Below are 25808 nucleotides of genomic sequence, written 5' to 3'. Positions count from 1 at the left end.
TGGAGTGGACCTGCGGCGGAATCGCCGCACCGGTGGCGGAATGTGATGCTTATGTGACGGAGGGTTGTGGTCCGACCGGCCTGCTCGTCCGTCCATCCTGAAAGAGGATCACATGATCTCCTCCGTCAGTCGTGCCACCGCCACCCGTCTGCTCCTCCGCCGGACCTGCGTCGCGGGCGCCGCCTTCGCCGCCGTCGCCGGCCAACTGCTGGCCGCCCCGACCATCGCCGACGCCCGTGGCTCGGGCACGGCCCCCGGGCCGGAGGCGGGCGTCCAGCATGCACAGCAAGCCCAGCCCGCACAGCGCGCGAAGCAGCGGGCCACCACGATCGCCGAGAACCAACTGCCGTTCACCACCCGCTTCGAGGGCGACTTCCACGGCTCCATCACCCGGATCAGCAACTCGCTGATGACCTGCGACGAGACCAAGGCGCCGCTCGACCCGGAGCAGCCGCCCTGCCTGGACGCCCGCAAGGGCCTCGGACCCAGGCCGATCAACAACAAGTACGAGATGAAGTACATCAACATCGACCCGGGCTCGGTCGGCCCGCTCGGTGACGCGATCTACTCCGCCAGCTCCGCCGACCTCGGCCTGATCGACGGCTCCCGGGTCAAGTACGCCCGGCTGTACTGGGGCGGCACCCGCGGCATCGACGACGTCGTGCTGCCGGAGAACCAGATCGACGAGGTGTACCTGAAGGTCCCGGGCGAGCCCGAGTACCGCAACATCGCCAACGACCAGCCCTCCATCGGCTACATCACCACCGACGTGGAGAGCAGCTACCAGGCCTCCGCCGACATCACCGACCTGGTCAGGCAGGCCGGCAACGGCACCTACACCGTCGCCAACATGGACTCGGTGGTGAAGCCGCACAGCTGGGGCGGCTGGACGATCGTGGTCGCCTACGAGAACGAGTGCAAGCCCTACCGGCACGTCCACCTGTGGGACGGCTTCCGGGTCGAGCTGCCCGACAGCCCGCCGCGCGAGTTCGACCTCACCGGGCTCCGGACCCCGGCCGCCGGCCCGGTGGCGGGCAAGCTCGGCTTCGTGGTCTACGACGGCGACCTCAAGTGGACCGGCGACACCCTCGCCATCAAGTCCACCAACGGCCCCCTGTCACTCTTCTCCGACCTCAACCACGCCTCCAACGACGCGTTCAACTCCACCATCGAGGAGCTGACCCCGGCCGACCAGTTCGTCCGCACCCCGTACAACCGCAACAACTTCGGCTACGACTCCAACCGCTGGGACATCTCGCCGTTCCTGCGCAACGGGGACACCGACATCAAGGTGCTGTTCGACACCGACAAGGACGGCTACGACCTCGGCGTCTTCTACGCCTACATCAACCTGGACGGCTCCACCGAGGGCTGATCCCCCGTCGCACCACGGCGCCGCTGCCGCCCCACCCGCACCGCGCGGGGCGCCGGCGGCGCCGCCGCGTCCCGGCCCCGGTCGGCACCGCGCAGCAGCCGCTCGCAGGGGCGCTCCACCCAGCGGTACAGCACGCCCGCGGCGGCCAGCGAACCGCCGGCCAGCAGCAGCCAGACACCGAACGTCGCGGCCCCCGGCGCCGGGCGGCCCTGGACGGACAGCCAGCAGCGGATGCCGATCTCGTGCACCAGGTACCAGGCGAACGACCACTCGCCGAGCCGGACGGCCGTGCGGCCCGCCAGCGGCCGGGGCGGGCACCCGGCGGCGTCGCGCCGGGCGGCGGCCGCCAGCAGGGCCGCGAACAGCGGCGCGGGGAGCAACTGGGAGGCGCTGTACGGGCCGTACCAGAGGGCGTCCGGGACGGCGGCGTGCCAGGGGACCAGCAGCAGGTGCCAGAGCGCCACGGCGGCGGCCGCCGGCAGGAGCCCCGACCGCGCCGACCGCACCCGGGGGAGCGCGCCGTGCCGCACGGCCAGGCCGGTGATCACGCCGAGGACGAACTGCGGGGTCCGGGTCAGCGGCAGATAGTCCAGCAGCCAGCCGCGCACCGTCGGGTCGGCGGGCAGCAGGGCACCGGCCGCCCAGAGCACCGGGCCGAGCGCGGTGCACAGGGCCGCGAGCGGCAGCCAGGCGCGCCGGCGCGGGGCCAGCAGGCGCAGCAGCGGCGGGAACAGCAGATAGAACCAGGCCTCGGCGCCCAGCGACCAGGAGGCCGGGTTGCCGCCGTACACCGTGGGCAGCGCCCACGGGTGCACCAGTCCCAGCGACCAGAGCGCGGCCACCACCGGAAGCACCGCGCCGATCGCCGCGTCCGCACCCAGGGACAGCACGGTGGAAAGCAGGTGCAGCGGCCAGATCCGGGCGAAGCGGCGGCGGGCGAAGGTCAGGGCCCCGGCCGGGGCGGGCGAGGCCCCGTACGTCCAGGCCAGCACGAAGCCGGAGAGCACGAAGAAGAACGTCACACCCGAACGGCCGTACCAGGCGAGCGGGCCGAGCACCGGAAGCGTGCCCACCTTGTGGGAGAGGTGGTAGAGCACCACCAGCAGGGCCGCCCAGAAGCGCAGCCCGGTGAGCGAGGGCAGGCGGGCGGGGCCGGTCGTGGGCATCGGCGCTCCGGGGGGCGGGGGAGGGGGCGGGGCCGCAGGCCGTGCTGCGGCGCCCGGCTGAACGAGCGCGGCCGGGACGAGGTCACGCCTACGGCGGTCGAGGGGCCGGCCGTGTCCACCCGGCGGGCGCGTCCGGCGGCGGGCACCGGGGGCGCGTAGCCTGCTAGGGCCCGCGGCTCGGACCCGGCAGGGAATCCGGGGGCGGGCCCTGAGGACGCGGGTGCGAGGGCGGTCCTCGGACGGACGGAGGGGTCGATGGCGGTCGAGGAGCAACGGGCCGGGAGCCGGGTCAGCCGGCCGGAGAACCGGCTGGTCCGGCGCGGGTTCACCGACCCGGCGCGGGCGGTGCGGCTGCTGGAGGGCCCCGGGCTGGAGGGCCTGGCCGACGACCCGCTGCTGCTGGACGCGCTCGGCGCCACCGCCGACCCCGACCTCGCGCTGCTCGGCCTGGCCCGGCTGCTGGAGGCCGCCGACGAGGCCGACCGGCACACCCTGCGCGACACCCTCACCACCTCCAAGCCGCTGCGCGACCGGCTGCTCGGCGTGCTCGGCGTCTCCACCGCGCTCGGCGAGCACCTGGCCCGGCACCCGCACGACTGGCACGTGCTGGTCACCTTCGAACTGCGCGACATGCACCCCGGCCCGGAGGACTTCCGCCGGGCCCTCGCCGAAGGCGTCCGGGGCGACGCCCTCGGCCCCGCCAACGCGCTCGGCCCCGCCAACGCGCTGCGCGTCGCCTACCGCCGCTGCCTGCTCGCCATCGCCGCCCGCGACCTCACCGGCACCACCGACCTCGCGCAGACCGCCGCCGAACTCGCCGACCTGGCCGGTGCCACCCTCCAGACCGCCCTGGACCTCGCCGCCGAGCAGGACCCGGAGGCCGCCGCGGCCTGCCGGCTCGCCGTGATCGGCATGGGCAAGTGCGGCGGCCGCGAGCTCAACTACGTCTCGGACGTGGACGTGGTCTTCGTCGCCGAGCCGCGCGAGGGCGTGGACGAAGCGGAGGCGATCAGGGCCGCGACCCGGCTGGCCGCCGCCCTCACCCGGCTGTGCGCGGACACCACCGGCGAGGGCACGATCTGGCCGGTGGACGCCAACCTGCGCCCCGAGGGGCGCAACGGCCCGCTGGTACGCACCCTCGCCAGCCACCTCGCCTACTACCAGCGCTGGGCCAAGACCTGGGAGTTCCAGGCGCTGCTCAAGGCCCGCCCGGTCGCAGGGGACGAGGAACTCGGCGCCGCGTACGTCGAGGCGCTCGCCCCGATGGTCTGGCAGGCCGCCGCCCGGGAGAACTTCGTCGCCGACGTGCAGCAGATGCGCCGCCGGGTGGTCGACTCCATCCCGGCCACCGAGCTGGACCGCCAGCTCAAGCTCGGCCCGGGCGGGCTGCGCGACGTCGAGTTCTCCGTGCAGCTGCTCCAGCTGGTGCACGGCCGCACCGACCCGGCGCTGCGCAGCGGCAACACCCTGGAGGCGCTGGCCGCCCTCTCCCGGGGCGGGTACGTGGGCCGGGCGGACGCCGCCTCGCTGGACGCCGCGTACCGCTTCCTGCGCTCGCTGGAGCACCGCATCCAGCTGTACCGGCTGCGCCGCACCCACCTGATGCCCACCGCCGACGAGGACCTGCGCCGGCTGGCCCGCTCGCTGGCGGCGCTGATCAACGACGACACCCGCGCCGACCCGGTGGCCGCGCTGCAGCGCGAGTGGAAGCGGCACGCGATGGAGGTCCGGCGGCTGCACGAGAAGCTGTTCTACCGGCCGCTGCTGGACGCCGTCGCCGAACTGCCGCAGGGCGCCACCGGGCTGAGCCCGGACGCGGCCCGGGCGCGGCTGGAGGCGCTGGGCTACGCGGACCCGGCGGCCGCGCTGCGGCACCTCAGCGCGCTCGCCTCCGGGGTGAGCCGCAAGGCCGCGATCCAGCGGACCCTGCTGCCGGTGCTGCTCGGCTGGTTCGCCGAGTCCGCCGACCCGGACGCCGGGCTGCTCAACTTCCGCCAGGTCTCCGACGCGCTCGGCCGCACGCCCTGGTACCTGCGGCTGCTGCGGGACGAGAGCGCCGCCGCCGAGCAGTTGGCCCGGGTGCTGTCGGCCGGCCGGCTCGCCCCCGACCTGCTGCTGCGCGCCCCCGAGGCGGTGGCCATGCTGGGCGATCCGCGCGGCCTGGAGCCGCGCGGCCGGGCGGCGCTGCAGTCGGAGGTGCTGGCCGCCGTCGGCCGGGCCGGATCCACCCACGCCGCGGTGGCCGCCGCCCGCTCGGTGCGCCGCCGGGAGCTGTTCCGCACCGCCGCGGCGGACGTGCTCGGGCGGCTCGGGGAGGACCCCGCCGAGGCGCTGGACACCGCGGGGGAGGCGCTCACCGCGCTCAACGCCGCCACCCTGGGCGGCGCGCTGCGCGCCTGCGTCGCCGGGTGGGAGGCCGAGCACGGGGACCTGCCGACCCGGATCTCGGTGATCGCGATGGGCCGCTTCGGCGGCCACGAACTGGGCTACGGCTCGGACGCGGACGTGCTCTTCGTCCACGAGCCGCTGCTGGGCTCGCTGGAGGAGGAGGCCGCCCGGGCCGCCCAGGCGGTCTGCCACGAGCTGCGCACCCAGCTGGGCGCGCCCTCCACCGAGCCACCGCTGCTGGTCGACGCCGACCTGCGGCCGGAGGGCCGCAGCGGCCCGCTGGTGCGCACCCTGGCCTCGTACGCGGCCTACTACCGGCGCTGGTCGCACGCCTGGGAGAGCCAGGCGCTGCTGCGGGCCGAGCCGGTGGCCGGGGACGAGGAGCTGGGCGCGCGGTTCCGGCAGCTGATCGACCCGCTGCGCTTCCCCGGCGGCGGGGTGCCGGAGCGGGACCTGGTGGAGATCCGCCGGATCAAGGCGCGGATCGAGGCCGAGCGGCTGCCGCGCGGGGCCGACCCGACCACCCACACCAAGATCGGCCGGGGCGGGCTGGCGGACGTCGAGTGGACGGTGCAGCTGCTGCAGCTCCGGCACGGGCACGAGCTGCCGGCCCTGCGCACCACCCGGACCAGGGCGGCACTGGCGGCCGCCGCGCAGGCCGGGCTGGTCGGGTCGGAGGACGCCGAGGTGCTGGACGCGGCCTGGGTGCTGGCCTCCCGGGTGCGGGCGGCGGTGATGCTGGTGCGCGGCCGGCCCGGGGACAGCTTCCCGGGGGAGGCCCGGGAGCTGGCCGGGGTGGCCCGCTACCTCGGGTACGGCTCCGGGCACAGCGGCGAGCTGCTGGACGACTACCGGCGGATCACCCGGCGGGCCCGGGGCGCGGTGGACCGGCTGTTCTACGGCTCCGGCTGACGGGCACGCGAAAGGGGCCCCGTGCGGGGCCCCTTCGGTGTTCCGGGCGGCCGGCGTGCGGGCCCGGCCGGCGCTGCGCCGCTAGCGGCGTGCGCTGCTGACCGCGGGCTCGCTCCACTGCTCGGGCACGGTGACCGGCTGCTCGGCCGGCGTCTCCCGGGCGGGCACCCTGGGCAGCTTGTAGACCCACTCGTGGTAGAGCCAGCGGGCGGCGAGGAAGCCCACGGCCAGGCAGAGCTCGCCGCCGACGGCGTCCATCCAGAAGTGGTTGGCGGTGGAGACGATGACCACCAGGGTGGCGGCGGGGTACAGCAGGCCGAGCACCCGGACCCACGTCCGGCGGGCCAGGAAGAAGATCGCCAGGCCGCACCACATCGACCAGCCGATGTGCATCGAGGGCATGGCCGCGTACTGGTTGGAGACGTGCGCGGCGGGCCCGGAGGCCATCGAGCCCCAGGTCCCGTGGACCTTCACGGTGTCGATGAAGCCGCCGTCGGTCATCAGCCGGGGCGGGGCCAGCGGGAAGAAGTAGAAGCCGACCAGGGCGATCCCGGTGGTCACGAACAGCACGGTGCGGGCCGCGACGTAGCGCCCGGGGTGGCTGCGGTAGAGCCAGACCAGCACGCCGATCGTGATCACGAAGTGCAGCGTCGCGTAGTAGTAGTTCATCCCGGTGATGAGCCACCCGACGCTGTCCACGGCGTGGTTGATCGAGCGCTCGACGGCGATGCCGAGGTGCTGTTCGAGGTCCCAGATCCAGCGCGTGTGCTTCTGGGCTATCGCTTCCTGTTCGGGAACCGCGTTGCGCACGATCGAGTAGATCCAGTAACTGATCCCGATCAGTGCCAGTTCGAACCAGATCCGCGGTCTGGCCGGTGACCGGCGCTGGGCGCCGATGCGGTCGCGCAGGACGGCGGTACGGGACTGTGCGGCACGGGTGGCTCCATCGGGCAGGCGGCCGGGGAGGGCCTTCGCTGCTTCGGAACCGCCACCACTGGCCGCGTCGGCGCGCCCGGCGTCGCCTCGCTGGATCTCGGTCGGTTCCCCCATGGACGGCAAGTCTGCCAGACCGCTCGTAGCCGTCTGCTCATCCTCTGGAAGTGGATTCTTCACCGGCTGTCCCCCTTGAGGGCTAGGGGCCGGCTCCCACCGGGGTAGGGGGTGCTCTGGGGTTCGGTGCGTACCGGTGGGACGGACATACGTCCCATTGTCACGCCCGTCGCTCCGAGGAAGTAATCGGGGTGGTCGGAGACGGTCGCCGACCTGGAATTTCCCGGCACGAAACGGTTTCAGCATCTTGCTGAAACATATTGCAGGCCGCTAGCTTCCTGGGAAAATCGATCGCCCCTTCCCCTAAGGGAGCCCTCAGTGGCCGATGCCCCGCTCCGTCCCCGACGGAGCACCGCCCGACGAACCACCGGCCGCCGCAGACCGCCGGGCCGCACCGCCGTCCTGCTGGCCGTCGCACTGACCGCCGCCACCCTCGGCGGCGCCCCCGCGGCCCTCGCCGCCGCCCCGCCGGCCCCGCCCTCGGACGCCGCACTGGCGGCCACCGCCGGGCGGCACGACCTCACCCGCGAACAGTTCTACTTCGTCCTGCCCGACCGCTTCGCCAACGGCGACGTCGCCAACGACGGCGGAGGCATCACCGGCGGGCGGCTGGAGAACGGCTTCGACCCCGCCGACAAGGGCTTCTACCACGGCGGCGACCTCGCCGGGCTGATCCAGCGGCTCGACTACGTCCAGAACCTCGGCACCACCGCGATCTGGATGGCCCCGATCTTCAAGAACAAGCCCGTGCAGGGCAGCGGGGCCGACGCCTCGGCCGGGTACCACGGTTACTGGATCACCGACTTCACCCAGGTCGACCCGCACTTCGGCACCAACGAGCAGCTCAAGGAACTGATAGCCAAGGCGCACGCCCGCGGCATCAAGGTCTTCTTCGACGTCATCACCAACCACACCGCCGACGTCGTCGACTACGCCGAGAAGCAGTACGGCTACCGCTCCGCCGGCGCCTACCCGACGCTCGACGCGGACGGGAACCCGGTGGACGAGACCGCCGTCGCCGACGCGGGAGCCCCCTGGCCGCGGACCACCAAGGACTCCTTCCCCTACACCCCGGTCTTCCGCACCCCGGCCGACGCCGGGGCCAAGACCCCGTCCTGGCTCAACGACCCGGCGCTCTACCACAACCGGGGCGACTCGACCTTCGTCGGCGAATCCGCCACCGAGGGCGACTTCAGCGGCCTGGACGACCTCGACACCCAGAACCCCAAGGTGGTGAAGGGCTTCGAGAAGGTCTACCAGCAGTGGGTCAAGGACGCCGGCGTGGACGGCTTCCGGATCGACACCGTCAAGCACGTCAACATGGCCTTCTGGCAGCAGTGGGCGCCCGCCCTCAAGGACTTCGCCGCCAAGCAGGGCAACAAGAAGTTCTTCATGTTCGGCGAGGTCTACTCCGGGGACCCGGCGGTCACCTCGCCGTACGTCACCAAGGGCAGGCTCCAGGCCACCCTGGACTTCCCGTTCCAGGGCGCGGCCCGCTCCTACGTCTCCCAGGGCGGCTCGGCGCGCGGCCTCGCCGACGTCTACGGCCAGGACTACCGCTACACCGGTGCCGACACCGACGCGTACGAGCTGCCGACCTTCCTCGGCAACCACGACATGGGCCGCTTCGGCTCCTTCCTGCTCGCCGACAACCCGGGCGCCGACGACGCCACGCTGCTGAAGAAGGACCGGCTCGGCAACGAGCTGCAGTTCCTCACCCGCGGCCAGCCCGTCGTCTACTACGGCGACGAGCAGGGTTTCACCGGCGCGGGCGGCGACAAGGACGCCCGGCAGGACCTGTTCGCCTCGAAGACCGCCTCCTACAACGGCGACCGGGTGCTCGGCGGACCCTCCGGCCCGGCCGACCGCTACGGGCAGGGCGGCGAGCTCTACCAGGGCATCGCCGGGTTGGCCCGGCTGCGCCGGGACAACCCGGCACTGGCCGACGGCGCCCAGGTCGAGCGGTACGCCGCCGACGGCGCGGGCGTGTACGCCTTCTCCCGGATCGACGCCGGGCAGCAGGTCGAGTACCTGGTCGCGGTCAACAACGCCGCCGAGGCGAAGACCGTCACTCTGGACACCTTCTCGGCGGGAACGGGCTTCGACCGGATCTACCCGTCCGCGGGGGACCGGATCACCAGCGGCGCCGACCGCAAGGTGACCGTCACCGTGCCGGCGCTGTCCTCCGTCGTGTTCAAGGCGGGCGCCCGGCTCGCGGCCGTCGGCCCGGCTCCGCAGCTCGCGGTGCGGCCGCCGGCGGACGGTTCGAGCGGACTCGTCACGGTCGGTGCGAAGGTCGACGGCGGTGGCTTCGACCGGGTGAGCTTCGCCGCCCAGATCGGCAACGGGCCCTGGCAGACCCTGGGCACGGCCGACAACGGCGTGTACAAGGTCACCCAGGACCTCGGCGCCGTCGCCCCCGGCACGGTGGTCCGCTACAAGGCCGTCGTGCAGGACCCCGGCGGCCACCTGCGCTCCGCCACCGCGAGCTTCACCACCGGCGCCCCCGCACCGAAGCCGGTGCCCACCGCGGGCTCCCGCCCGTACGCCGTCGTCCACTACAACCGGCCGGACGGCGACTACGACGGCTGGAACCTCTACGCCTGGGGCGACCTCGCCGACGGCGAGGCCACCCCGTGGCCGGCCGGGCACCCCTTCACCGGACGGGACGCGTACGGCGCCTTCGCCTACGTGCGGCTGAAGCCCGGCGCCTCGGACGTCGGGTTCGTCGTGGAGAAGGACGGCGTCAAGGACGTCGACGCCGACCGGCACCTCGACGTCGGCAGCACCGGGGAGGTGTGGCTCAAGCAGGGCGACCCGGCCGTGCGCACCGCCGACCCCGGCCCGGGCAACACCCAGCCCGCGAACACCGCCGTCATCCACTACAACCGGGCCGACGGCGACTACGACGGCTGGGGACTGCACGACTGGACCGGCGCGGCCACCCCGACCGACTGGGGCAAGCCGCTGGCACCGGTGCGCCGCGACGCCTTCGGCGCCGTCTTCGAGGTGCCGCTGGCCCCCGGGGCGACCAGCCTCAGCTACATCCTGCACAAGGGCAACGACAAGGACCTGCCCGCCGACCAGTCGCTGGACCTCGCCGTCAACGGCAAGGAGGTCTGGATCCTCGGCGGCCGCGAGGGCTACCTGCTGCCGCAGAACCCGGCCGCCTCCGCGCAGATCGACCTCACCGGGGCCAAGGCCCAGTGGATCGACGCGCGGACCGTCCTCGTCCCGGCGAACTACGGCGCGGGCGACGAGGCCCTGGCCGGCGGCACCAGCGCCCAGCTGGTGTACGACCCGGCCGGCGGCATCAAGGCCGACAAGGGCGTGCTGACCAAGCCCGGCCAGTGGCTGCGGCTCACCCCGGTCAAGGGCGGGCCGACCGACGCCCAGAAGGCGAAGTACCCGCACCTGGCGGGCTACCGGGCCTTCACCGTGGACGGCCGGGACGCCGCCCGCGTCCCGGCCGCGCTGCGCGGCCAGCTGCTGTTCACCGAACACCTGCCCAGCGGCGCCGTCCTGGCCGCCACCGGGGTGCAGATCCCGGGCGTGCTGGACGACCTGTACGCCGGGCGGACCGGCAAGGTGGACTTCGGACCGGCCCACTACAACGGCAAGGTGGCGCTGTCGCTGTGGGCGCCGACCGCGCAGGAGGTCTCCGTCCAGGTCTTCGACAGCGCCACCGGGGGCACCCCGAAGACGCTGCCGCTGAAGCTCGACGACGAGACCGGAGTGTGGGAAGTCGTCCGTGACAAGCGCGAGTTGGACGGCAAGTACTACCTGTACCAGGTGAAGGTCTGGGCTCCTTCGACCCAGCAGCTGGTGGTCAACACCGTCACCGACCCGTACTCGGTGGCACTGTCCACCGACTCCCGGCGCAGCCTGGTCGCCGACCTCGACGCCAGGGAGCTCAAGCCCGCGGGCTGGGACGACCACGCCCGACCGCAGGCCGTCCCGCCCGCGCAGCAGCAGATCCAGGAGCTGCATGTCCGGGACTTCTCGGTGGAGGACCCCACCGTCCCGGCCGCCGAGCGCGGCACCTACCTGGCGTTCACCGAGTCGAACTCGGCCGGCATGCGGCACCTGCGGGAGCTCGCCGACGCCGGGGTGACCACGATCCACCTGCTGCCGACCTTCGACATCGCCACCGTCCGGGAGAACCGGGCCGACCAGAAGCTGCCGGCCTGCGACCTCAAGTCCCTTCCCCCGGACGGCCCGAAGCAGCAGGAGTGCGTGGCGGCCGTCGCCGCCGACGACGCGTACAACTGGGGCTACGACCCGCTGCACTACAACGTGCCGGAGGGCTCCTACGCCACCGACCCCGGGGGGACGGCGCGCACCGTGCAGTTCCGGCAGATGGTGCAGGCGATGCACGCGGCCGGGCTGCGGGTGGTGCTCGACGTGGTCTACAACCACACCGCGGCCGCGGGCCAGGCCGAGCACTCGGTGCTGGACAAGGTGGTCCCCGGCTACTACCAGCGGCTCGACGCCGACGGCAAGGTGACGACGGACAGCTGCTGCGCCGACACCGCGCCCGAGCACGCCATGATGAACCGGCTGGTGGTCGACTCGGTGACGCTGTGGGCGCGCGAGTACAAGGTGGACGGCTTCCGCTTCGACCTGATGGGCCTGGACCCGAAGTCCACCATGCTGGACGTGCAGTCCGCGCTGCGGAGGATGACGCCGGACTCGGACGGCGTGGACGGGAAGAACGTCTTCCTGTACGGCGAGGGCTGGAACTTCGGCGCGGTCGCCGACAACGCCCGGTTCGAGCAGGCCACCCAGGCCAACATGGCCGGCACCGGGATCGCCACCTTCGACGACCGGATCCGGGACGCCGCCCGCGGCGGCAACTTCATGCTGAACTCCGCCCCGCAGCAGGGCTTCGCCTCGGGTCTGTTCACGGACCCGAACGGCTCGGCCGCGAACGGCACCCCGGAGGAGCAGAGGGCCCGGCTGCTGCACGGGATGGACCAGCTGAAGGTCGGGCTGACCGGCAATCTGGCCGGCTACTCCTTCACCGACAGCTCCGGAAAGTCCGTCACCGGCGCCCAGGTCGACTACAACGGCGCCCCGACCGGGTACGCGGCGAAGCCCGGCGAGGCGGTGGAGTACGTGGACGCCCACGACAACACCGACCTCTTCGACGCCCTCGCGTACAAGCTGCCGACCGGCACCGCGCCCGCCGACCGGGCCCGGATGCAGGCGCTCGCGCTCTCGCTGACCGCGCTCACCCAGGGCGCGGGCTTCGCCCAGGCCGGCAGCGACCTGCTGCGCTCCAAGTCGCTCGACTCCAACTCCTACGACTCGGGGGACTGGTTCAACGCGATCCACTGGGACGCCGCGGACGGCAACGGCTGGGGCCGCGGTTTGCCGATGGCGAAGGACAACCAGGAGCAGTGGACGGCCGCGCGGTCCCTGCTGGCGAACCCGAAGCTGACGGTGGGGGCGGCCGACATCCGGGCGGCCTCGGCGCAGTACCAGGAGTTCCTGCGGATCAAGCGGTCCTCGCCGCTGTTCTCGCTGCCGAGCCTGGCCGCCGTCCAGCAGCGGCTCTCCTTCCCGCTCTCCGGCACCGCCGGTGAGACGCCCGGGGTGATCACCCTGCACCTGGACGGCACCGGGCTGCCGGGGGCGGAGAAGGGCATCACGGTGGTCTTCAACGCCACCCCCGCGGCGCAGGCGCAGACCGTGCCGGCCCTGCGGGGCACCGGCCAGGCGCTGCACCCCGTCCAGGCGGGCGGGGCGGACCGGGTGGTGCAGCGGTCCGGCTTCGACGCCGCGACCGGCACCTTCACCGTGCCGGGCCGCACCGTGGCGGTGTTCGTCCAACACTGATTCGTACACTGCGACAACTCTCGGGCTCCGTACCACTGTTCAGGTGGTGCGGGGCCCGGCTCCGGTTCGGGGACGGCAAGGTTCCGTTCCGGACGCACAATGGCCGGAAACCGTTGATGGCACGGCCGGAACTGTGATGTGCCGGGTCTGCCTGGCGCTGGCGGCCGCTCTCCGCGGGGAGAACCGGCCCTGAGTGCTGGTCACCGACCGTCGGCAGTGATCGAACTTTGTCCGGGGCATGAAAACCGTGTTCACGAGTTCGTCACGGGGTAACACAACTGACGAACCGTCCTGCATACGGTTTCGGTAATGAATCGGCCAATCCGTGGCATGCATCTGTCATTAACCGCTCGGTAGCTGCCACGATTCCCCCGGCTGTAGACGAGGGGACCCCACCCCCCGGTGCAGCTGTTCCAGTTCAGGTGCAGCGCGTCCCGACCCTGCAAACGAGTTGTGAGCAACGCATCCGCACTCCCGTCGCACCCGGCGGGGGCCCCCACTGCGCCGCAACCGCGGCTCAGGTTTCTCTCCACCGTGCGCGACCCAGCGCCGGTCGGAAAAGGAGTCCGCATGTCCCGTTACGCTCACGCCCGGAAGGCGGCGGTTGTCATGGCCGCCTCCACCGCGCTGCTGGTCACCGGCATTCCGGTGATCGCCCAGGCGGCCACGCCGGACGCGCCGGCCGCCGTCGCGGCCCAGCAGGCGAGCCGCGCCCAGCTGATCTCCGTCGCGAACCAGCAGACCGCCTCCCTCGCCCAGACCCTGGGCCTGAGCGGCACCGAGAAGCTGGTCACCAGGGACGTCATCCAGGACGCGGACGGCACCCGCCACCTGCGGTACGAGCGCACCCTCGACGGACTGCCCGTCCTGGGTGGGGACCTGGTGGTGCACCAGGCGCCCACCGGTGCGACCAAGAGCGTTGACCGGGCCAGCACTGCCTCGCTGAGCGGTGTGAGCACCACGCCGAAGCTGGCCGCGCCGGCCGCGCAGAGCGCCGCGCTCGCCGCCGAGTCGGGCACCGCGGTCGACACCGCGCCGCGCCTGGTGGTCTGGGCCGGGGACAACACCCCGCGGCTGGCCTGGGAGACCGTCGTCTCCTCCACCAAGTCGGACGGCACCCCGAGCAAGATGCACGTCGTCACCGACGCCACCAGCGGCCAGGTCATCCAGCAGTGGGACGGCATCGAGACCGGCTCCGGCAAGGGCGTCTTCGTCGGCAACGTCACCATCGGCACGACCCAGTCGGGCTCGGCGTTCCAGATGAAGGACACCACCCGCGGTGGGATGTACACCACCAACCTGAACCACGGGACCTCGGGCACCGGCACGCTGTACAGCAAGGCGACCGACACCTGGGGCGACGGCACCGTCAACAACGGCGAGTCCGCCGCGGTCGACGCCCACTTCGGCGTCGCGGCCACCTGGGACTACTACAAGAACACCTTCGGCCGCAACGGCATCCGCAACGACGGTGTCGGCGCCTACAGCCGCGTCCACTACGGCAACAACTACGTGAACGCGTTCTGGGACGACTCCTGCTTCTGCATGACGTACGGCGACGGCAGCAACAACACCGCGCCGCTCACCGAGCTGGACGTCGCGGGCCACGAGATGAGCCACGGCGTCACCGCGGCCACCGCCAACCTGACCTACTCCGGCGAGTCCGGCGGCCTCAACGAGGCCACCTCGGACATCTTCGGCACCATGGTCGAGTTCTCCGCCAACATCCCCACCGACAACCCCGATTACCTGATCGGTGAGTTGATCAACATCAACGGCGACGGCACCCCGCTGCGCTACATGGACAAGCCGTCCAAGGACGGTGCCTCGGCCGACTACTGGTCCTCGACCGTCGGCAACAAGGACGTCCACTACTCCTCCGGCGTCGCCAACCACTTCTTCTACCTGCTGTCCGAGGGCAGCGGCGCGAAGGTCATCAACGGCGTCAGCTACGACTCGCCGACCCAGGGCAACATCACGGTCACCGGCATCGGCCGGGACAAGGCCGCGGCCGTCTGGTACCGCGCGCTGACCACCTACATGACCTCCAGCACCAACTACGCCGCGGCGCGCGTCGCGACGGAGAAGGCGGCCACCGACCTGTACGGCGCCGGCAGCGCCGAGCTGACCGCGGTCAGCACCGCCTGGGCGGGCGTCAACGTCGGCACCGCGCCCAGCGGCGGCGTCACCGTCACCAACCCGGGCAACCAGTCCACCGCCGTCGGCGGTGCGGTGAACCTCCAGGTCAGCGCCACCGGCGGCACCGCCCCGCTGACCTACACCGCGACCGGCCTGCCCACCGGGCTGTCGATCTCCTCCTCCGGCGCGATCACCGGTACCGCCTCCACCGCGGGCACCTACAACGTGACCGTCACGGCGAAGGACGCGGCCGGCAAGACCGGCAGCACCAGCTTCACCTGGACCGTCTCCACCGGTGGCGGCAGCTGCACCCCGGCGCAGCTGCTGGGCAACGCGGGCTTCGAGACCGGCACCGCCACCCCGTGGACGGCGTCCAGCGGCGTGGTCGACAACAGCTCTTCGCAGGCGGCCCACGGCGGCTCCTGGAAGGCGTGGATGAACGGCTACGGCTCGACCCACTCGGACTCGCTGTCGCAGACCGTGAGCATCCCGTCGGGCTGCAAGGCGACGCTGAGCTTCTGGCTGCACATCGACACCGCCGAGTCGGGCACCACCGCGTACGACAAGCTGACCGTCTCGGTCAACGGCACCGCGCTGAAGACCTACTCCAACGTGGACGCCGCGGCCGGCTACCAGCAGCGCACCTTCGACCTGTCGGCCTACGCGGGCCAGACGGTCACCGTGAAGTTCGCCGGGACCGAGGACGCCTCGCTCCAGACCAGCTTCGTGATCGACGACACCTCCGTCCAGACCGGCTGACCCCGGGCCGGCTCCTGAAGGGCCGGTGAACCAGGACAGGTGAGGGGCCCGGCGGCTACGGCCGCCGGGCCCTTGTCGTGCCCTCAGGGGTTTCGGCCGAGGTCTTGACGGCCCTCGCGGGCGCCTCTAGGTTCGGCGCTGCAAGTTTCCGGCAAGTTGCAGAAACTTCCTGCAGGCCTCACCTCCGGCTGCCCCACCCCAGCCACCCCCTCAGGAGACGACGTGGTCACCACCGCTCCCACCCTCCCCCTGCCTTCGGCCGGGAGGACCCCCAGGGCCACCCGCCGGCCCGCCCGCGCGGCCGGCGCGCTCGCCGCCTCGGCGGCGCTCGCGCTCTCGCTCGGCACCTCCCTGGGCGCCCCCGCCGCCCAGGCCGCCCCGCCGGCCAACAACGGCAAGGACGTCACCGCCACCCTCTTCGAGTGGCGCTTCGACTCCGTCGCCCAGGCCTGCACCTCCACCCTCGGCCCCAAGGGCTACGGCTTCGTCGAGGTCTCCCCGCCGCAGGAGCACATCCAGGGCGCGCAGTGGTGGACCTCCTACCAGCCGGTCAGCTACCGGATCGCCGGACGGCTCGGCGACCGCACGTCCTTCAAGAACATGGTCGCCGCCTGCCACGCGGCCGGCGTCAAGGTGATCGCCGACGCGGTGGTCAACCACATGTCGGCGGGCTCCGGCACCGGCACCGGCGGTACCGCGTACACCAAGTACACCTACCCCGGCACGTACCAGGACCAGGACTTCCACGCCTGCCGCCAGCCGATCACCAACTACCAGGACCGCGGCAACGTCCAGAACTGCGAGCTGGAGAACCTCTCCGACCTGAACACCGGCAGCGCGTACGTCCAGACCACCATCGCGCACTACCTGGACGACCTCGCCTCGCTCGGCGTCGACGGCTACCGGATCGACGCCGCCAAGCACATCGCCGCCGCCGACCTCGCGGCGATCAAGGCCAGGATGGCCAACCCCGCGGCCTACTGGGTCCAGGAGGTCATCTACGGCGCCGGCGAGCCGGTCCAGCCCACCGAGTACACCGGCACCGGCGACGTGGACGAGTTCCGGGTCGGCACGGACCTCAAGCGGATGTTCACCACCGACAAGCTCGCCAACCTCAGCGGCTGGGGCGCCTCCTGGGGCTACCTGCCGAGCGGGCAGGCGCGCGCCTTCGTCGACAACTGGGACACCGAGCGCAACGGCTCCACCCTCAACTACACCTACGGCAACACCTACACGCTGGCCAACGTCTTCCTGCTGGCCTCGCCGTACGGCGCCCCCAACATCCACTCCGGCTACTCCTTCGCCAACAAGGACGACGGCCCGCCGAACGGCGGCACCGTCAACGCCTGCTACCAGGACGGCTGGAACTGCACCCACGCCTGGCGGCAGGTCGCCAACATGGTCGGCTTCCGCAACGCGGTGGCGGGCACCGGAGTGACCGACTGGTGGTCCAACGGCGGCAACGCGATCGCCTTCGGACGCGGCAACAGGGGCTACGTCGCGATCAACCACGAGGGCGGAGCGATAACCCGGACCTTCCAGACCGGGCTGCCGGCCGGCACCTACTGCGACGTCCAGCACGGCGACCCGCAGTCCGGCGGCGGCTGCACCGGCCCGACGTACCAGGTGGGCGCCAACGGGCAGTTCACCGCGACGGTCGGCGCCGGCGACGCGGTCGCGCTGTACGTCCAGTCCGGCGCGAGCGTCTCCGGCGCCTCGTTCAACGTCAACGCGACCACCTCGGTCGGGCAGAACATCTACGTCGTCGGCGACGCCGCGGCGCTCGGCGCCTGGGACCCGGCGAAGGCCCTGCCGCTCTCCTCGGCCGGCTACCCGGTCTGGTCGCTGGCGCTGTCGCTGCCGGCCGGCACGTCCTTCCAGTACAAGTACGTCCGCAAGGACGCGAGCGGCGCGGTCACCTGGGAGTCCGGCGCCAACCGGACGGCGACGGTGCCCTCGGGCGGGACCGTCGCGCTGAACGACACCTGGCGGCCGTGAGCCGCGGGCCCCGGCCCGTCCCGGATCCCCGTCGGCCCGCTCCGGCGGGGATCCCCCGCGAGGGCGGCCGGGAGGCGGGCGGCGCGGCCGTCCGTCACCCCCGCCCGATGTACGGCATGGCCGTCGCCAGCACGGTGGCGAACTGCACATTCGCCTCCAGCGGCAGCCCGGCCATGTGCCGCACGGTGCGCGCCACGTCGGCCACGTCCATGGTCGGCTCGGGGGCGATCCGGCCGTCCGCCTGACGCACGCCCGCGCCCATCGCCGCCGTCATGTCGGTCGCCGCGTTGCCGATGTCGATCTGCCCGCAAGCGATCCGGTACGGGCGGCCGTCCAGCGACAGCGACTTGGTCAGGCCGGTGACGGCGTGCTTGGTCGCGGTGTAGGCGATCGAGTGCGGGCGCGGGACGTGCGCGGAGATCGAACCGTTGTTGATGATCCGGCCGCCCTGCGGGTCCTGCGCCTTCATCTGCCGGAACGCGGCCCGGGCGCAGAGGAAGGCGCCGGTCAGGTTGAGGTCGACGACGGCCCGCCAGTCCTCGACCGACAGCTCCTCCAGCGGGACGGCCGGGCCGAAGGCGCCGGCGTTGTTGAACAGCAGGTCCACCCGGCCGTGACGCCCGGCGGCCGCGGCGAACAGCGCGTCCACCGCCTCCGGGTCGGTGACGTCGGCCGGCACCACGTAGGCCGGGGCGGCGCAGAGCCGGGCGGTCTCCCGCAGCGGTCCGGGCCGCCGGCCGGCCAGCACCGTCCGCCAGCCGTCCGCGGCCAGTTCGACCGCCACGGCGCGGCCGACGCCGCTCCCGGCTCCGGTGACGACGGCGATCCGCTGGTTCATGGCACCCTCCTCGATGACTGTTCCCGGTCGGCCCCGGGCGTGCCCTGGAGATCGTCGCGGACCGGCGGCCCGCCGTCACTGGTCAAAGCCGCCGAAATCCGGACGGCTCGGCGGGAGCCCGGCGGCCACCCCCGCCATCCGACCCCCGCCGACCGGGGGGAGTGGTGAAGGCCTTTACCCGATCGCGAACAAACATTGGATTTCCGGTGGCCACCGCGCAACCGGGCCACCCGGGCCCACGTCATAAGATCGCAGGAAGGCGCACCCCCGCGAGGGGCGGCGCGCCATCGCTCCGGGGGACGCACCAGCGCTGTGCCCCCGGTCTGTCCGGCCCCACCGGGGGGCCGCCGCCCGGTCAGACGGACCGGGCGCGACATCGGTCGGAGAGTCCTCACCGTGCTTAGGCAGTCGTCCCGTTCCCGCGCCGTCCTGTCCGGCGCCGCCGTGCTCGCCCTGGCCGCCTCGCTCGCGGCCTGCGGGAGTTCCGGCGGTGGGAAGGGGGACAGCGCCAAGAACGCCACCCCGGCCGGCGGCAGCAGCTCGGCGGGCAGTCCGAGCGCCGGCGGCACCAGCCCGGCCGCGACCGGCACCGCCACCGCGGCCTCCTCCGGCAAGGTGCTGATGCCCACCGGGCCCGCCGCCGCCCTCAACAAGGTCCGGGACACCGGTGCCGGCCCGATCATGATGACCAAGGTGACCGGCGCCAAGTCCGGCGTCACCGGCCAGGTCTGGGTCTGGCTGCCGCCCGAGTACAACGACCCCAAGTTCGCCAAGACCGGCTTCCCGGTGCTGACCCTGTTCGCGGGCGGCCAGAGCAACGGCTACAACACCTGGACCGACAACCAGCTGCCGATCCAGGAGGAGAACGAGCGGCTGGTCAAGGAGGGCAAGTCCCACCCGTTCATCATGATCATGCCGGTGCAGAACTTCAACAGCGACGAGAAGAACGCGCTGGACTGCTCCGACATCCCGGGCCAGCCCAAGATGGCCACCTGGATGGCCGAGGACCTCCCGGACTTCGTCCGCGCCAACTTCCGCACCGTGAAGGGCCGCGACGGCTGGGGCGTCATGGGCGCCTCCACCGGCGGCTTCTGCAGTGCCAAGCTCGCCCTCCAGTACCCGCAGGTCTACAAGGCCGCGGTGCCGATCGACGGCTACTTCATACCGGACTCGGGGCTGTGGAAGGGCCACGACGCGGAGCGGGCCGCCAACAACCCGGACGTGCTGGTCGCCCAGGGCAAGGCCGAGGTGAGCATGTTGGTGACCGCGGGCGGCGCCAACCCGTACGAGACCAAGGTGGTCAAGAGCTGGGTGGACAAGGCGGTCCCGCCGGTGAGCCTCCAGTACCACGAGCAGCCCGGCGGCAAGCACCTGACCTCGGACTTCAAGAAGATGATCCCGGACACCCTGGTGTGGCTCTCCGCCCACCTGGCGGGGCCGGCGGCCGACTGAGGGCCCGCCCTTCGGCTGCCCGCACTGCCCGCGCTGCCCGTGCTGCTGTTGCACTGCCCGCACTGCTGCCGCACTGCTCGGACTGCCGCACTGCTCTCACCCGTACCGCCGGTGCCGGGACGCGTTCGCGCTCCCGACGCCGGCGGTCCTGCTTTCCGGCGGCTCCGAGCAGGTCGCGCCGCCCGTCCGCAGGCCCGTGACCTGCGCGTCAATCGGACATTGATTCGCTTCTGATCGACTGCGAGCACCTTGGCTGGGGCGGTCCTCCACCGGCCGCCGCCACCCGCCGTGCCCCAAGCCGTGAAGAGAGTGCCATGCCGATCCACCTGGTGCCCCAGCCCGTCCCCACCGTGCCCGCGCAGGGCAAGTCCGGAGCCGCCTCGCTGGGCGCGGACGCGTACGGACGGGCCGCGGCCGACGAGCCGGCCGTCCTGCGGTTCTCCGGGCTCCGCCTGGTGCACGCCGCGCTGCGCCGGGACCTCGCCCGGCTGCCCAACGCGCTGCGGCTGCTCCAGCCCGACGAGGACCACAAGGGCGAGGCCCTGCTGCGGCACTGGAACTTCATCACCGCGATGCTCACCTGCCACCACGAGCAGCAGGACACCCGGCTGTGGCCGATCGTGCGCCGCTTCGCGCCCGAGCTGCGGCTGCTGCTCAACTGGCTGGAGGACGACCACCACAACCTGGACCACTCCTTCACCCGGGTCACCACGCTGGTGCGGATCGCCAGCCGGGACACCGGCAGCGCCTGGCCGGTCGCGTACGCGATGGAGGACCTCGCGGCCCGGCTGGAGACCCACCTGCGGATCGAGGAGCGGCAGTTGCTGCCCCGGATGGAGCGGGTGATCGCCGACGGCTCCCGGCTCGGCGGGCTGGGCGAGCTGCTGGACCTGCTGCGCCTGGCCGACGGCCCCGGCACGGCGGACGCGCTGGCCTGGCTCCTGGAGGGCGTGGAGCCCGAGCTGGTCGAGCGGCTGCTGGCCGAGTGCGACGACGACGTGGCCCGCAACTGGCCGCACTGGCACGCGACCTACCAGCGCTGCACCTCGCCGCTGTGGGGCCCGCCGGACGGTCCGGCCGCCGGCGCCGGCCTGGGCCTCGACGGCCTCGGCCTCGACGACCTCGGCCTCGACGGCCTGGGGCGCATCGCGGACTGACCCCGGGGCTCTTCGCGGGCCTTTGATCTACGCGCGTGGCATAAGCCGGAGGCAGGGGACTGCGGCATATGCCGAGCTGGTCCCCAGTGCGGGGGAGCTCTCAACTCCCCATGCCCCTAGGGGATTCGACCCACCGCCCTCGGGGTCGGGCCGCCCCGGCCGCTCCGGGCCGCACCAGGGGAGGCGTCACGCCGACGGCTGATGGCGGGCCGTACCCGCCGCACTACCGTCGACCGCATGACCACAGCGCGCAGCACACCCGGCCCGCACCGCACCCGCCCCGGGACCCGCCTCGGGACCCGCTTCCGACGCGGCCCCGCGTTCCTCGCCGCCGGCGCCGTCCTGGTGCTCGGCGCCGGACTGACCGCCTGCGAGGGTGGCGTGGCCCTCTGCCTGGACGACCACAAGTGCACCGTCGACATCAAGACCGACAAGGCCGACGGCACCAAGACCGTCAAGGTCTTCGGCGGCGACAACCCGATGCGGATGACCGTCGGCCACATCGGCGACAACTCGGCCGAGGTGACCGTCGGCGACGACAGGAAGACCGCCACCAAGGACTCCGAGACCTCCGTCGGCGGAGTCAGGATCACCCTGCGCAAGACGAACAAGGACGACCACTACGCCGAAGTGCACATCGAGCGGGACTGAACGCCCCGGCACGACGAAGCGCTACCCCGGCGCCTACCCCGGCAGGCGGTTGAGCCACTCCATCGGGGCGACCCGGATCGCCGTGTGCGGCGAGCCGTCCCACTCCGCCGGAAGCCCGACCGCCTCCAGCGCGGCGACCACCGCCCGCCCGACCTCCACCGTCCGGCGCTCCGACACCTCGGCCGTCTCCTCCCCGGCGCGGAACCCGCCGTAGCGCAGCATCAGCCCCCGCCCGGCGGCCGCCGCCTCGGTGTCCTGCTGGTGGAAGAAGACGAAGCCGACCGAGTCCGTCCCGGCCTCGCCGCCGATCTCCGCGTAGCCGCAGCTCGCGCAGCAGGTGAAGTCCATCGCCGCGACGATGCCCCGGTCCTCCAGCGCGTCGAAGGCGTCTGCCAGCCGGTCCACGTCGGTGGTCTCCGGCCAGGCCGCCTGTTCGGCCAGCCGCTCGGTCCACAGCGGGGCGAGGATCCGCTCCGCCTCCTCCTGCGTCAGCCCCCGGTCGTCGAGGTGCTCGACCAGGGACTCGGCCATCTCGTCCGGCTCCTGGAAGCCGCACCGGATCAACTCGCGGGCCCGCTCCTGGGCTTCGCGCAGCACGTCGGGGGTGGGAACCGTCTCCTCGGTCATGCCCGCAGCCTCGCACCCGCCACCGACAACGCCCGGGCCTCCGGTGCGACGCCCGGGCCTCCGGCGCCGCCGTCCCGACACCGCCCTGCTACCGTCCGCCGGTGACTTCTCTGCTGCAACCACCGCTGATCACCCGGCTGCTGGCCGCCGAGCGCATCCTGATCGCCGGAGCCGGCGGCGGCTTCGACGTGTACGCGGGGCTGCCGATCGCCCTCGCCCTGCGGGCCGCGGGCAAGGAGGTGCACCTGGCCAACCTCTCCTTCACCCACCTCTACGGCCTGCCCCTCGACGTCTGGGCGGAGCCCGACGTGGCCCGGATCGGTCCGGACACCGCCGGCCCCGAGGGCTACTTCCCGGAGCGCACCCTGGCCCGCTGGCTGAACCGGCACGGGATGCCCGACACCGTGTGGGCCTTCCCGACGGTGGGCGTGCAGCCGCTGCGCGAGGCCTACCGCGCGCTGGTCGCCGGCCTGGGCGTGGACGCGATCCTGCTGGTCGACGGCGGCACCGACATCCTGATGCGCGGCGACGAGGCCGGACTCGGCACCCCCGAGGAGGACATGGCGAGCCTGGGCGCGGTGGCCGGCCTGTCCGAGGTGCCCGAGCGGCTGGTCGCCTGCCTCGGCTTCGGCATCGACGCCTACCACGGCGTCAACCACTCCCTGGTGCTGGAGAACCTCGCCGCGATCGACCGGGCCGGCGGCTACCTCGGCGCCTTCTCCATCCCGCGCGACAGCCGGGAGGGCGTGCTCTACCTGGACGCCGTCGAGCACGCCAGGGCCGCCTTCCCGGACCACCCCAGCATCGTCAACGGCTCGGTGGCGGCGGCGCTGCGCGGCGAGTTCGGCGACGTCCGCTTCACCGAGCGGACCAAGGACGCGCAGCTCTTCGTCAACCCGCTGATGACGCTCTACTTCGGCGTCACGGTCGAGGCGCTGGCCGCCGAGAACCGGTACCTGGACCGGCTGGAGCACACCGTGGTGACCCGCCAGATCGCCACCGTGATCGCCGAGTTCCAGGACGAGCTGCCGCGCCTGCGACCGCCCCGGCAGTTCCCGCACTGACCGGGAGCGCGGGCGCGGAACGCCGGTCAGAACGCGGCGAGCCGGAACTCCAGGTTCCCGAACCGCACCTGGTCGCCCGGGCCGACCCGTACGCCGCCCGCTATCCGGCGCCCGTTCACATGGGTGCCGTTGGTCGAGCCGAGGTCGTACAGCACCCAGCCGCCCTGCTCGTGCCGCAGTTCGGCGTGGCGCCGGGACACCGAGGCGTCGTGCAGCCGCAGTCCCGAACCGGGGATCCGGCCGATCGTCAACTGCCCGGCCCCGGCCTGCGGCAGGCTCAGCCCCGGCAGCCGCTCGGTGCGCCAGGCCCGGCCCAGCCGGTCGCCGAAGGCGGACGCCCGCCCGACCGTGCGCAGCACGAAGCGCTCGACCGGCCCGCCGGTGGGCAGCCCGGCCACCGCCGCGTCCAACTCGCCGCGGCTGGTGGCCTGCAGGACGATGTCCATCCGGCCGAGGAAGGTGTCGTGCGAGAGCCGACCGCTGCCCGCGCCGTCCCGCAGCACCCCGAGCGCCTGGTCCCGCTCGGCGTCGGAGGGTCGGACCGCGCCGGTCGGACCGGCCGCGCCGGTGGGGAGCTCAGGAGTCGTCATGGCCAAATTGTCGGCGCGGCCGACTCAGGCTGTCCAGAACACGCCGTGCACGGGTGCGGGGTTCGTACGTCACGGCAGTCCAGACGCCCTTTCCGGCCGGGCGGTTCCGCACCTTCCGGGCCGCCCGGGCGGGGTGCTCCGGCCGTGCCGCCCGGTCCGTTCCGGGGCGCCGTACGGGCCGTCAGGCCTTGCGGGCGGCGGCCAGGATCTTCTCCGTGGTGTGCAGGAACCGGGAGGTGACCGTGCCCCGGTAGGCCTTGCCGAACATGTCCTTGGTGACCCACTTGCCGTCCCGGAGGTGGATCACCACGTACGCGGCCCCCGGGTCGGCGCCGAGCACCTCGACGTCGCCCTTCGGCGAGCGGTACGGGAAGGCGAATTCGCCCGGCAGCGGCTCGGAGAGGAAGGCGACGACCAGCCGGACGTCCGGTGTCACCTCGACGCCCCGGAAGGGCTCGGCGGCGAGCAGCCCGGCCACCTCGTCCACCGTCCGCAGCAGCGCCGGCACCGGGTACCCGAGCGCCTGCTCCAGGTGCTCCTCGATCCGCGCGGTCAGCGCCGCGCGGTCCGGCTCGTCGGTGGTGAAGAAGACGTTGCCGCTCTGGATGTAGGAGCGGACGTTCCCCAGGCCGAGCTCGGCGAACAGCGCCCGCAGCCGCTCCATCCGCACCGTCCGGCCGCCGACGTTGACGGCCCGCAGGAAGGCGATGTACGTGGTCGTGGTGGTCACCCGGCCAGTGTGGCACCGGCCACCGACAACGGCCCGGCCCCCGCCCGTCCGGTCGTCCCCGCCCGTCCGGTCGTCCCCGCCCGTCCGGTCGTCCGCGCACGGCGGCCGTCGGTGCCGGGTGCCAGACTGGCGCCATGGCTACCTGGCAGGATTTCGAGCACGAGGCCCCCGATCTGGCGCCCCTGGTCCGGGCCCGGTTCGAGGCGAACAAGCACCACGTCATGGCGACGCTGCGCAAGGACGGATCGCCCCGGGTCAGCGGCACGGAGGTCGAGTTCGTCGGCGCCGACCTGTGGATCGGGTCGATGTACGGCGCGGTCAAGGCGCGTGACCTCCAGCGCGACGCCCGCTTCGCACTGCACGCGCACCCGGGGGACGAGACCATGGCCGGCGGGGACTCCAAGGTCTCCGGCAGGGCGGTGGAGGTCACCGACGAGACCGAACTCGCCGCCTTCGCCGCCGATCTGCCCGAGGCGCCGCCCGGCCCGTTCCACGCGTTCCGGCTGGAGCTCGACCAGGTGGTGCACACCTCCGTGGAGGGCGACCACCTGCTCGTGCACAACTGGCACCCGGGTCGGCCGGTGGAGCGGATCCAGGTCCACTGACCGGCCGATCCGGCCGCAACGCCCCTACGGCAGGACGGACTTGAGGGCCTCGGGGGTGCGGGCCACGACGGCGTGCCCGTCGTCCGCGGTGATGATCGGGCGCTGGATCAGGATCGGGTGCTCGGCCATCGCCGCGATCCAGCGGTCGCGCTCACCCGCCTCCCGGGGCCAGCCCTTCATCCCCAGGTCCTTCGCGACCTGCTCGTCGGTGCGGGTGATGTCCCACGGCTCCAGGCCGAGACGCTCCAGCACCTGTACCAGCTCGGCCGCGGTGGGCGGCTGCTCCAGGTAGCGCCGCACGGTGTACTCGACTCCGGCGCCGTCCAGCTCGCCGAGCGCGGACCGGCACTTGCCGCACCGCGGGTTGATCCAGATCTCCATGCCGGCCACCCTACCGAGCCGCCCGCGCCCGCCCCGCCCCGCCGCGCACAACGGCCCGCCCCGCCCCGCCCCCGCCCCGCCGCGC

General features: G+C 72.9%; 17 protein-coding genes. 10 read left to right on the top strand and 7 right to left on the bottom strand.

Annotated elements, in window-relative coordinates; genetic code table 11:
• Positions 1-112 precede the first annotated feature (112 nt).
• Entirely contained in the window at positions 113-1375 is a 1263-nt protein-coding gene (locus tag ACFVUY_RS12370; protein WP_387729520.1) for a hypothetical protein, read from the top strand.
• Here ACFVUY_RS12370 and ACFVUY_RS12365 read toward each other — a convergent pair.
• Positions 1342-2541: an acyltransferase family protein gene (locus tag ACFVUY_RS12365; RefSeq protein ID WP_387729518.1), complete on the bottom strand. Its 1200-nt coding sequence runs from the start codon at positions 2539-2541 to the stop codon at positions 1342-1344. The genes ACFVUY_RS12370 and ACFVUY_RS12365 overlap by 34 nt on opposite strands.
• A 255-nt stretch (positions 2542-2796) precedes the next feature.
• On the opposite strand from ACFVUY_RS12365, the gene ACFVUY_RS12360 reads away from it, so the two are divergent.
• Positions 2797-5841, top strand: coding sequence for a bifunctional [glutamine synthetase] adenylyltransferase/[glutamine synthetase]-adenylyl-L-tyrosine phosphorylase (locus ACFVUY_RS12360; protein ID WP_387729516.1), 3045 nt, complete (start codon positions 2797-2799; stop codon positions 5839-5841).
• An 81-nt stretch (positions 5842-5922) separates the two neighbouring features.
• On the opposite strand, the gene ACFVUY_RS12355 is transcribed toward ACFVUY_RS12360, so the two are convergent.
• The gene (locus tag ACFVUY_RS12355; protein ID WP_387689337.1) at positions 5923-6891 is read right to left on the bottom strand and encodes a phosphatase PAP2 family protein; all 969 of its coding nucleotides are present in this window, start codon (positions 6889-6891) and stop codon (positions 5923-5925) included.
• A gap of 318 nt (positions 6892-7209) precedes the next feature.
• On the opposite strand from ACFVUY_RS12355, the gene pulA reads away from it, so the two are divergent.
• The 3 genes from pulA to ACFVUY_RS12340 all read left to right on the top strand — a co-directional run bounded on the left by pulA (position 7210) and on the right by ACFVUY_RS12340 (position 17628).
• Positions 7210-12732: a pullulanase-type alpha-1,6-glucosidase gene (gene pulA, locus ACFVUY_RS12350; RefSeq protein WP_387729513.1), complete on the top strand. Its 5523-nt coding sequence runs from the start codon at positions 7210-7212 to the stop codon at positions 12730-12732.
• 570 nt (positions 12733-13302) lie between these two features.
• Positions 13303-15630 carry a M4 family metallopeptidase gene (locus ACFVUY_RS12345; protein WP_387729510.1) on the top strand — a complete coding sequence of 776 codons (2328 nt, stop codon included), beginning with the start codon at positions 13303-13305 and terminating at the stop codon, positions 15628-15630.
• A 222-nt stretch (positions 15631-15852) separates the two neighbouring features.
• Positions 15853-17628: a carbohydrate-binding module family 20 domain-containing protein gene (locus tag ACFVUY_RS12340; protein WP_387729508.1), complete on the top strand. Its 1776-nt coding sequence runs from the start codon at positions 15853-15855 to the stop codon at positions 17626-17628.
• A gap of 94 nt (positions 17629-17722) precedes the next feature.
• Here ACFVUY_RS12340 and ACFVUY_RS12335 read toward each other — a convergent pair whose 3' ends face one another.
• Positions 17723-18466 (bottom strand): SDR family oxidoreductase, encoded by a 744-nt coding sequence (locus tag ACFVUY_RS12335; protein ID WP_387729505.1) that lies wholly within the window; start codon positions 18464-18466, stop codon positions 17723-17725.
• Positions 18467-18862: 396 nt separating this feature from the next.
• Between ACFVUY_RS12335 and ACFVUY_RS12330 the strand changes: the two genes are divergently transcribed.
• The 3 genes from ACFVUY_RS12330 (at position 18863) to ACFVUY_RS12320 (ending at position 21726) form a co-directional block, all read left to right on the top strand.
• Positions 18863-19918, top strand: a complete 1056-nt coding sequence (locus tag ACFVUY_RS12330; protein ID WP_387689322.1) for an alpha/beta hydrolase — start codon at positions 18863-18865, stop codon at positions 19916-19918.
• Between the two features lie 314 nt (positions 19919-20232).
• Positions 20233-21075, top strand: a complete 843-nt coding sequence (locus tag ACFVUY_RS12325) for a hemerythrin domain-containing protein (protein ID WP_387729503.1) — start codon at positions 20233-20235, stop codon at positions 21073-21075.
• A gap of 237 nt (positions 21076-21312) precedes the next feature.
• Positions 21313-21726, top strand: a complete 414-nt coding sequence (locus ACFVUY_RS12320) for a hypothetical protein (RefSeq protein WP_387729500.1) — start codon at positions 21313-21315, stop codon at positions 21724-21726.
• Between the two features lie 33 nt (positions 21727-21759).
• On the opposite strand, the gene ACFVUY_RS12315 is transcribed toward ACFVUY_RS12320, so the two are convergent.
• Positions 21760-22353 (bottom strand): DUF6891 domain-containing protein, encoded by a 594-nt coding sequence (locus ACFVUY_RS12315; RefSeq protein WP_387729498.1) that lies wholly within the window; start codon positions 22351-22353, stop codon positions 21760-21762.
• A gap of 101 nt (positions 22354-22454) precedes the next feature.
• On the opposite strand from ACFVUY_RS12315, the gene ACFVUY_RS12310 reads away from it, so the two are divergent.
• Complete coding sequence (locus ACFVUY_RS12310) at positions 22455-23417, top strand: DUF1152 domain-containing protein (RefSeq protein WP_387729496.1); 963 nt, start codon at positions 22455-22457, stop codon at positions 23415-23417.
• A 26-nt stretch (positions 23418-23443) separates the two neighbouring features.
• Here the strand turns inward: ACFVUY_RS12310 and ACFVUY_RS12305 are convergent, their stop codons facing one another.
• Together ACFVUY_RS12305 and ACFVUY_RS12300 are read right to left on the bottom strand one after the other, a co-directional pair.
• Complete coding sequence (locus ACFVUY_RS12305; RefSeq protein WP_380540302.1) at positions 23444-24007, bottom strand: FHA domain-containing protein; 564 nt, start codon at positions 24005-24007, stop codon at positions 23444-23446.
• Positions 24008-24188: 181 nt separating this feature from the next.
• On the bottom strand, positions 24189-24737 hold the full coding sequence (locus ACFVUY_RS12300) for a DUF1697 domain-containing protein (protein WP_387729494.1): 549 nt from the start codon (positions 24735-24737) through the stop codon (positions 24189-24191).
• Positions 24738-24871: 134 nt separating this feature from the next.
• On the opposite strand from ACFVUY_RS12300, the gene ACFVUY_RS12295 reads away from it, so the two are divergent.
• Positions 24872-25342 carry a pyridoxamine 5'-phosphate oxidase family protein gene (locus ACFVUY_RS12295; RefSeq protein ID WP_359896970.1) on the top strand — a complete coding sequence of 157 codons (471 nt, stop codon included), beginning with the start codon at positions 24872-24874 and terminating at the stop codon, positions 25340-25342.
• Between the two features lie 24 nt (positions 25343-25366).
• Here the strand turns inward: ACFVUY_RS12295 and ACFVUY_RS12290 are convergent, their stop codons facing one another.
• Complete coding sequence (locus ACFVUY_RS12290) at positions 25367-25723, bottom strand: arsenate reductase family protein (protein ID WP_359896971.1); 357 nt, start codon at positions 25721-25723, stop codon at positions 25367-25369.
• Between the last annotated feature and the right edge of the window lie 85 nt (positions 25724-25808).

The organism is Kitasatospora sp. NPDC058063 (assembly GCF_042885395.1).
Taxonomy (GTDB): domain Bacteria; phylum Actinomycetota; class Actinomycetes; order Streptomycetales; family Streptomycetaceae; genus Kitasatospora; species Kitasatospora lactacystinica.
The sequence above is the reverse complement of the archived record's forward strand: the minus strand, read 5'-3'. Positions and strand labels throughout refer to the sequence as shown.

What these genes read in the sequence shown, in the direction of transcription:
- ACFVUY_RS12325 (WP_387729503.1), top strand. Translation starts at nt 20,233, where the DNA reads ATGCCGATCCACCTGGTGCCCCAGCCCGTCCCCACCGTGCCCGCGCAG.
- ACFVUY_RS12295 (WP_359896970.1), top strand. Translation starts at nt 24,872, where the DNA reads ATGGCTACCTGGCAGGATTTCGAGCACGAGGCCCCCGATCTGGCGCCC.
- ACFVUY_RS12320 (WP_387729500.1), top strand. Translation starts at nt 21,313, where the DNA reads ATGACCACAGCGCGCAGCACACCCGGCCCGCACCGCACCCGCCCCGGG.
- ACFVUY_RS12360 (WP_387729516.1), top strand. Translation starts at nt 2,797, where the DNA reads ATGGCGGTCGAGGAGCAACGGGCCGGGAGCCGGGTCAGCCGGCCGGAG.
- ACFVUY_RS12370 (WP_387729520.1), top strand. Translation starts at nt 113, where the DNA reads ATGATCTCCTCCGTCAGTCGTGCCACCGCCACCCGTCTGCTCCTCCGC.
- ACFVUY_RS12305 (WP_380540302.1), bottom strand. Translation starts at nt 24,007, where the DNA reads ATGACGACTCCTGAGCTCCCCACCGGCGCGGCCGGTCCGACCGGCGCG.
- ACFVUY_RS12355 (WP_387689337.1), bottom strand. Translation starts at nt 6,891, where the DNA reads ATGGGGGAACCGACCGAGATCCAGCGAGGCGACGCCGGGCGCGCCGAC.
- ACFVUY_RS12365 (WP_387729518.1), bottom strand. Translation starts at nt 2,541, where the DNA reads ATGCCCACGACCGGCCCCGCCCGCCTGCCCTCGCTCACCGGGCTGCGC.
- ACFVUY_RS12315 (WP_387729498.1), bottom strand. Translation starts at nt 22,353, where the DNA reads ATGACCGAGGAGACGGTTCCCACCCCCGACGTGCTGCGCGAAGCCCAG.
- ACFVUY_RS12290 (WP_359896971.1), bottom strand. Translation starts at nt 25,723, where the DNA reads ATGGAGATCTGGATCAACCCGCGGTGCGGCAAGTGCCGGTCCGCGCTC.
- ACFVUY_RS12345 (WP_387729510.1), top strand. Translation starts at nt 13,303, where the DNA reads ATGTCCCGTTACGCTCACGCCCGGAAGGCGGCGGTTGTCATGGCCGCC.
- ACFVUY_RS12335 (WP_387729505.1), bottom strand. Translation starts at nt 18,466, where the DNA reads ATGAACCAGCGGATCGCCGTCGTCACCGGAGCCGGGAGCGGCGTCGGC.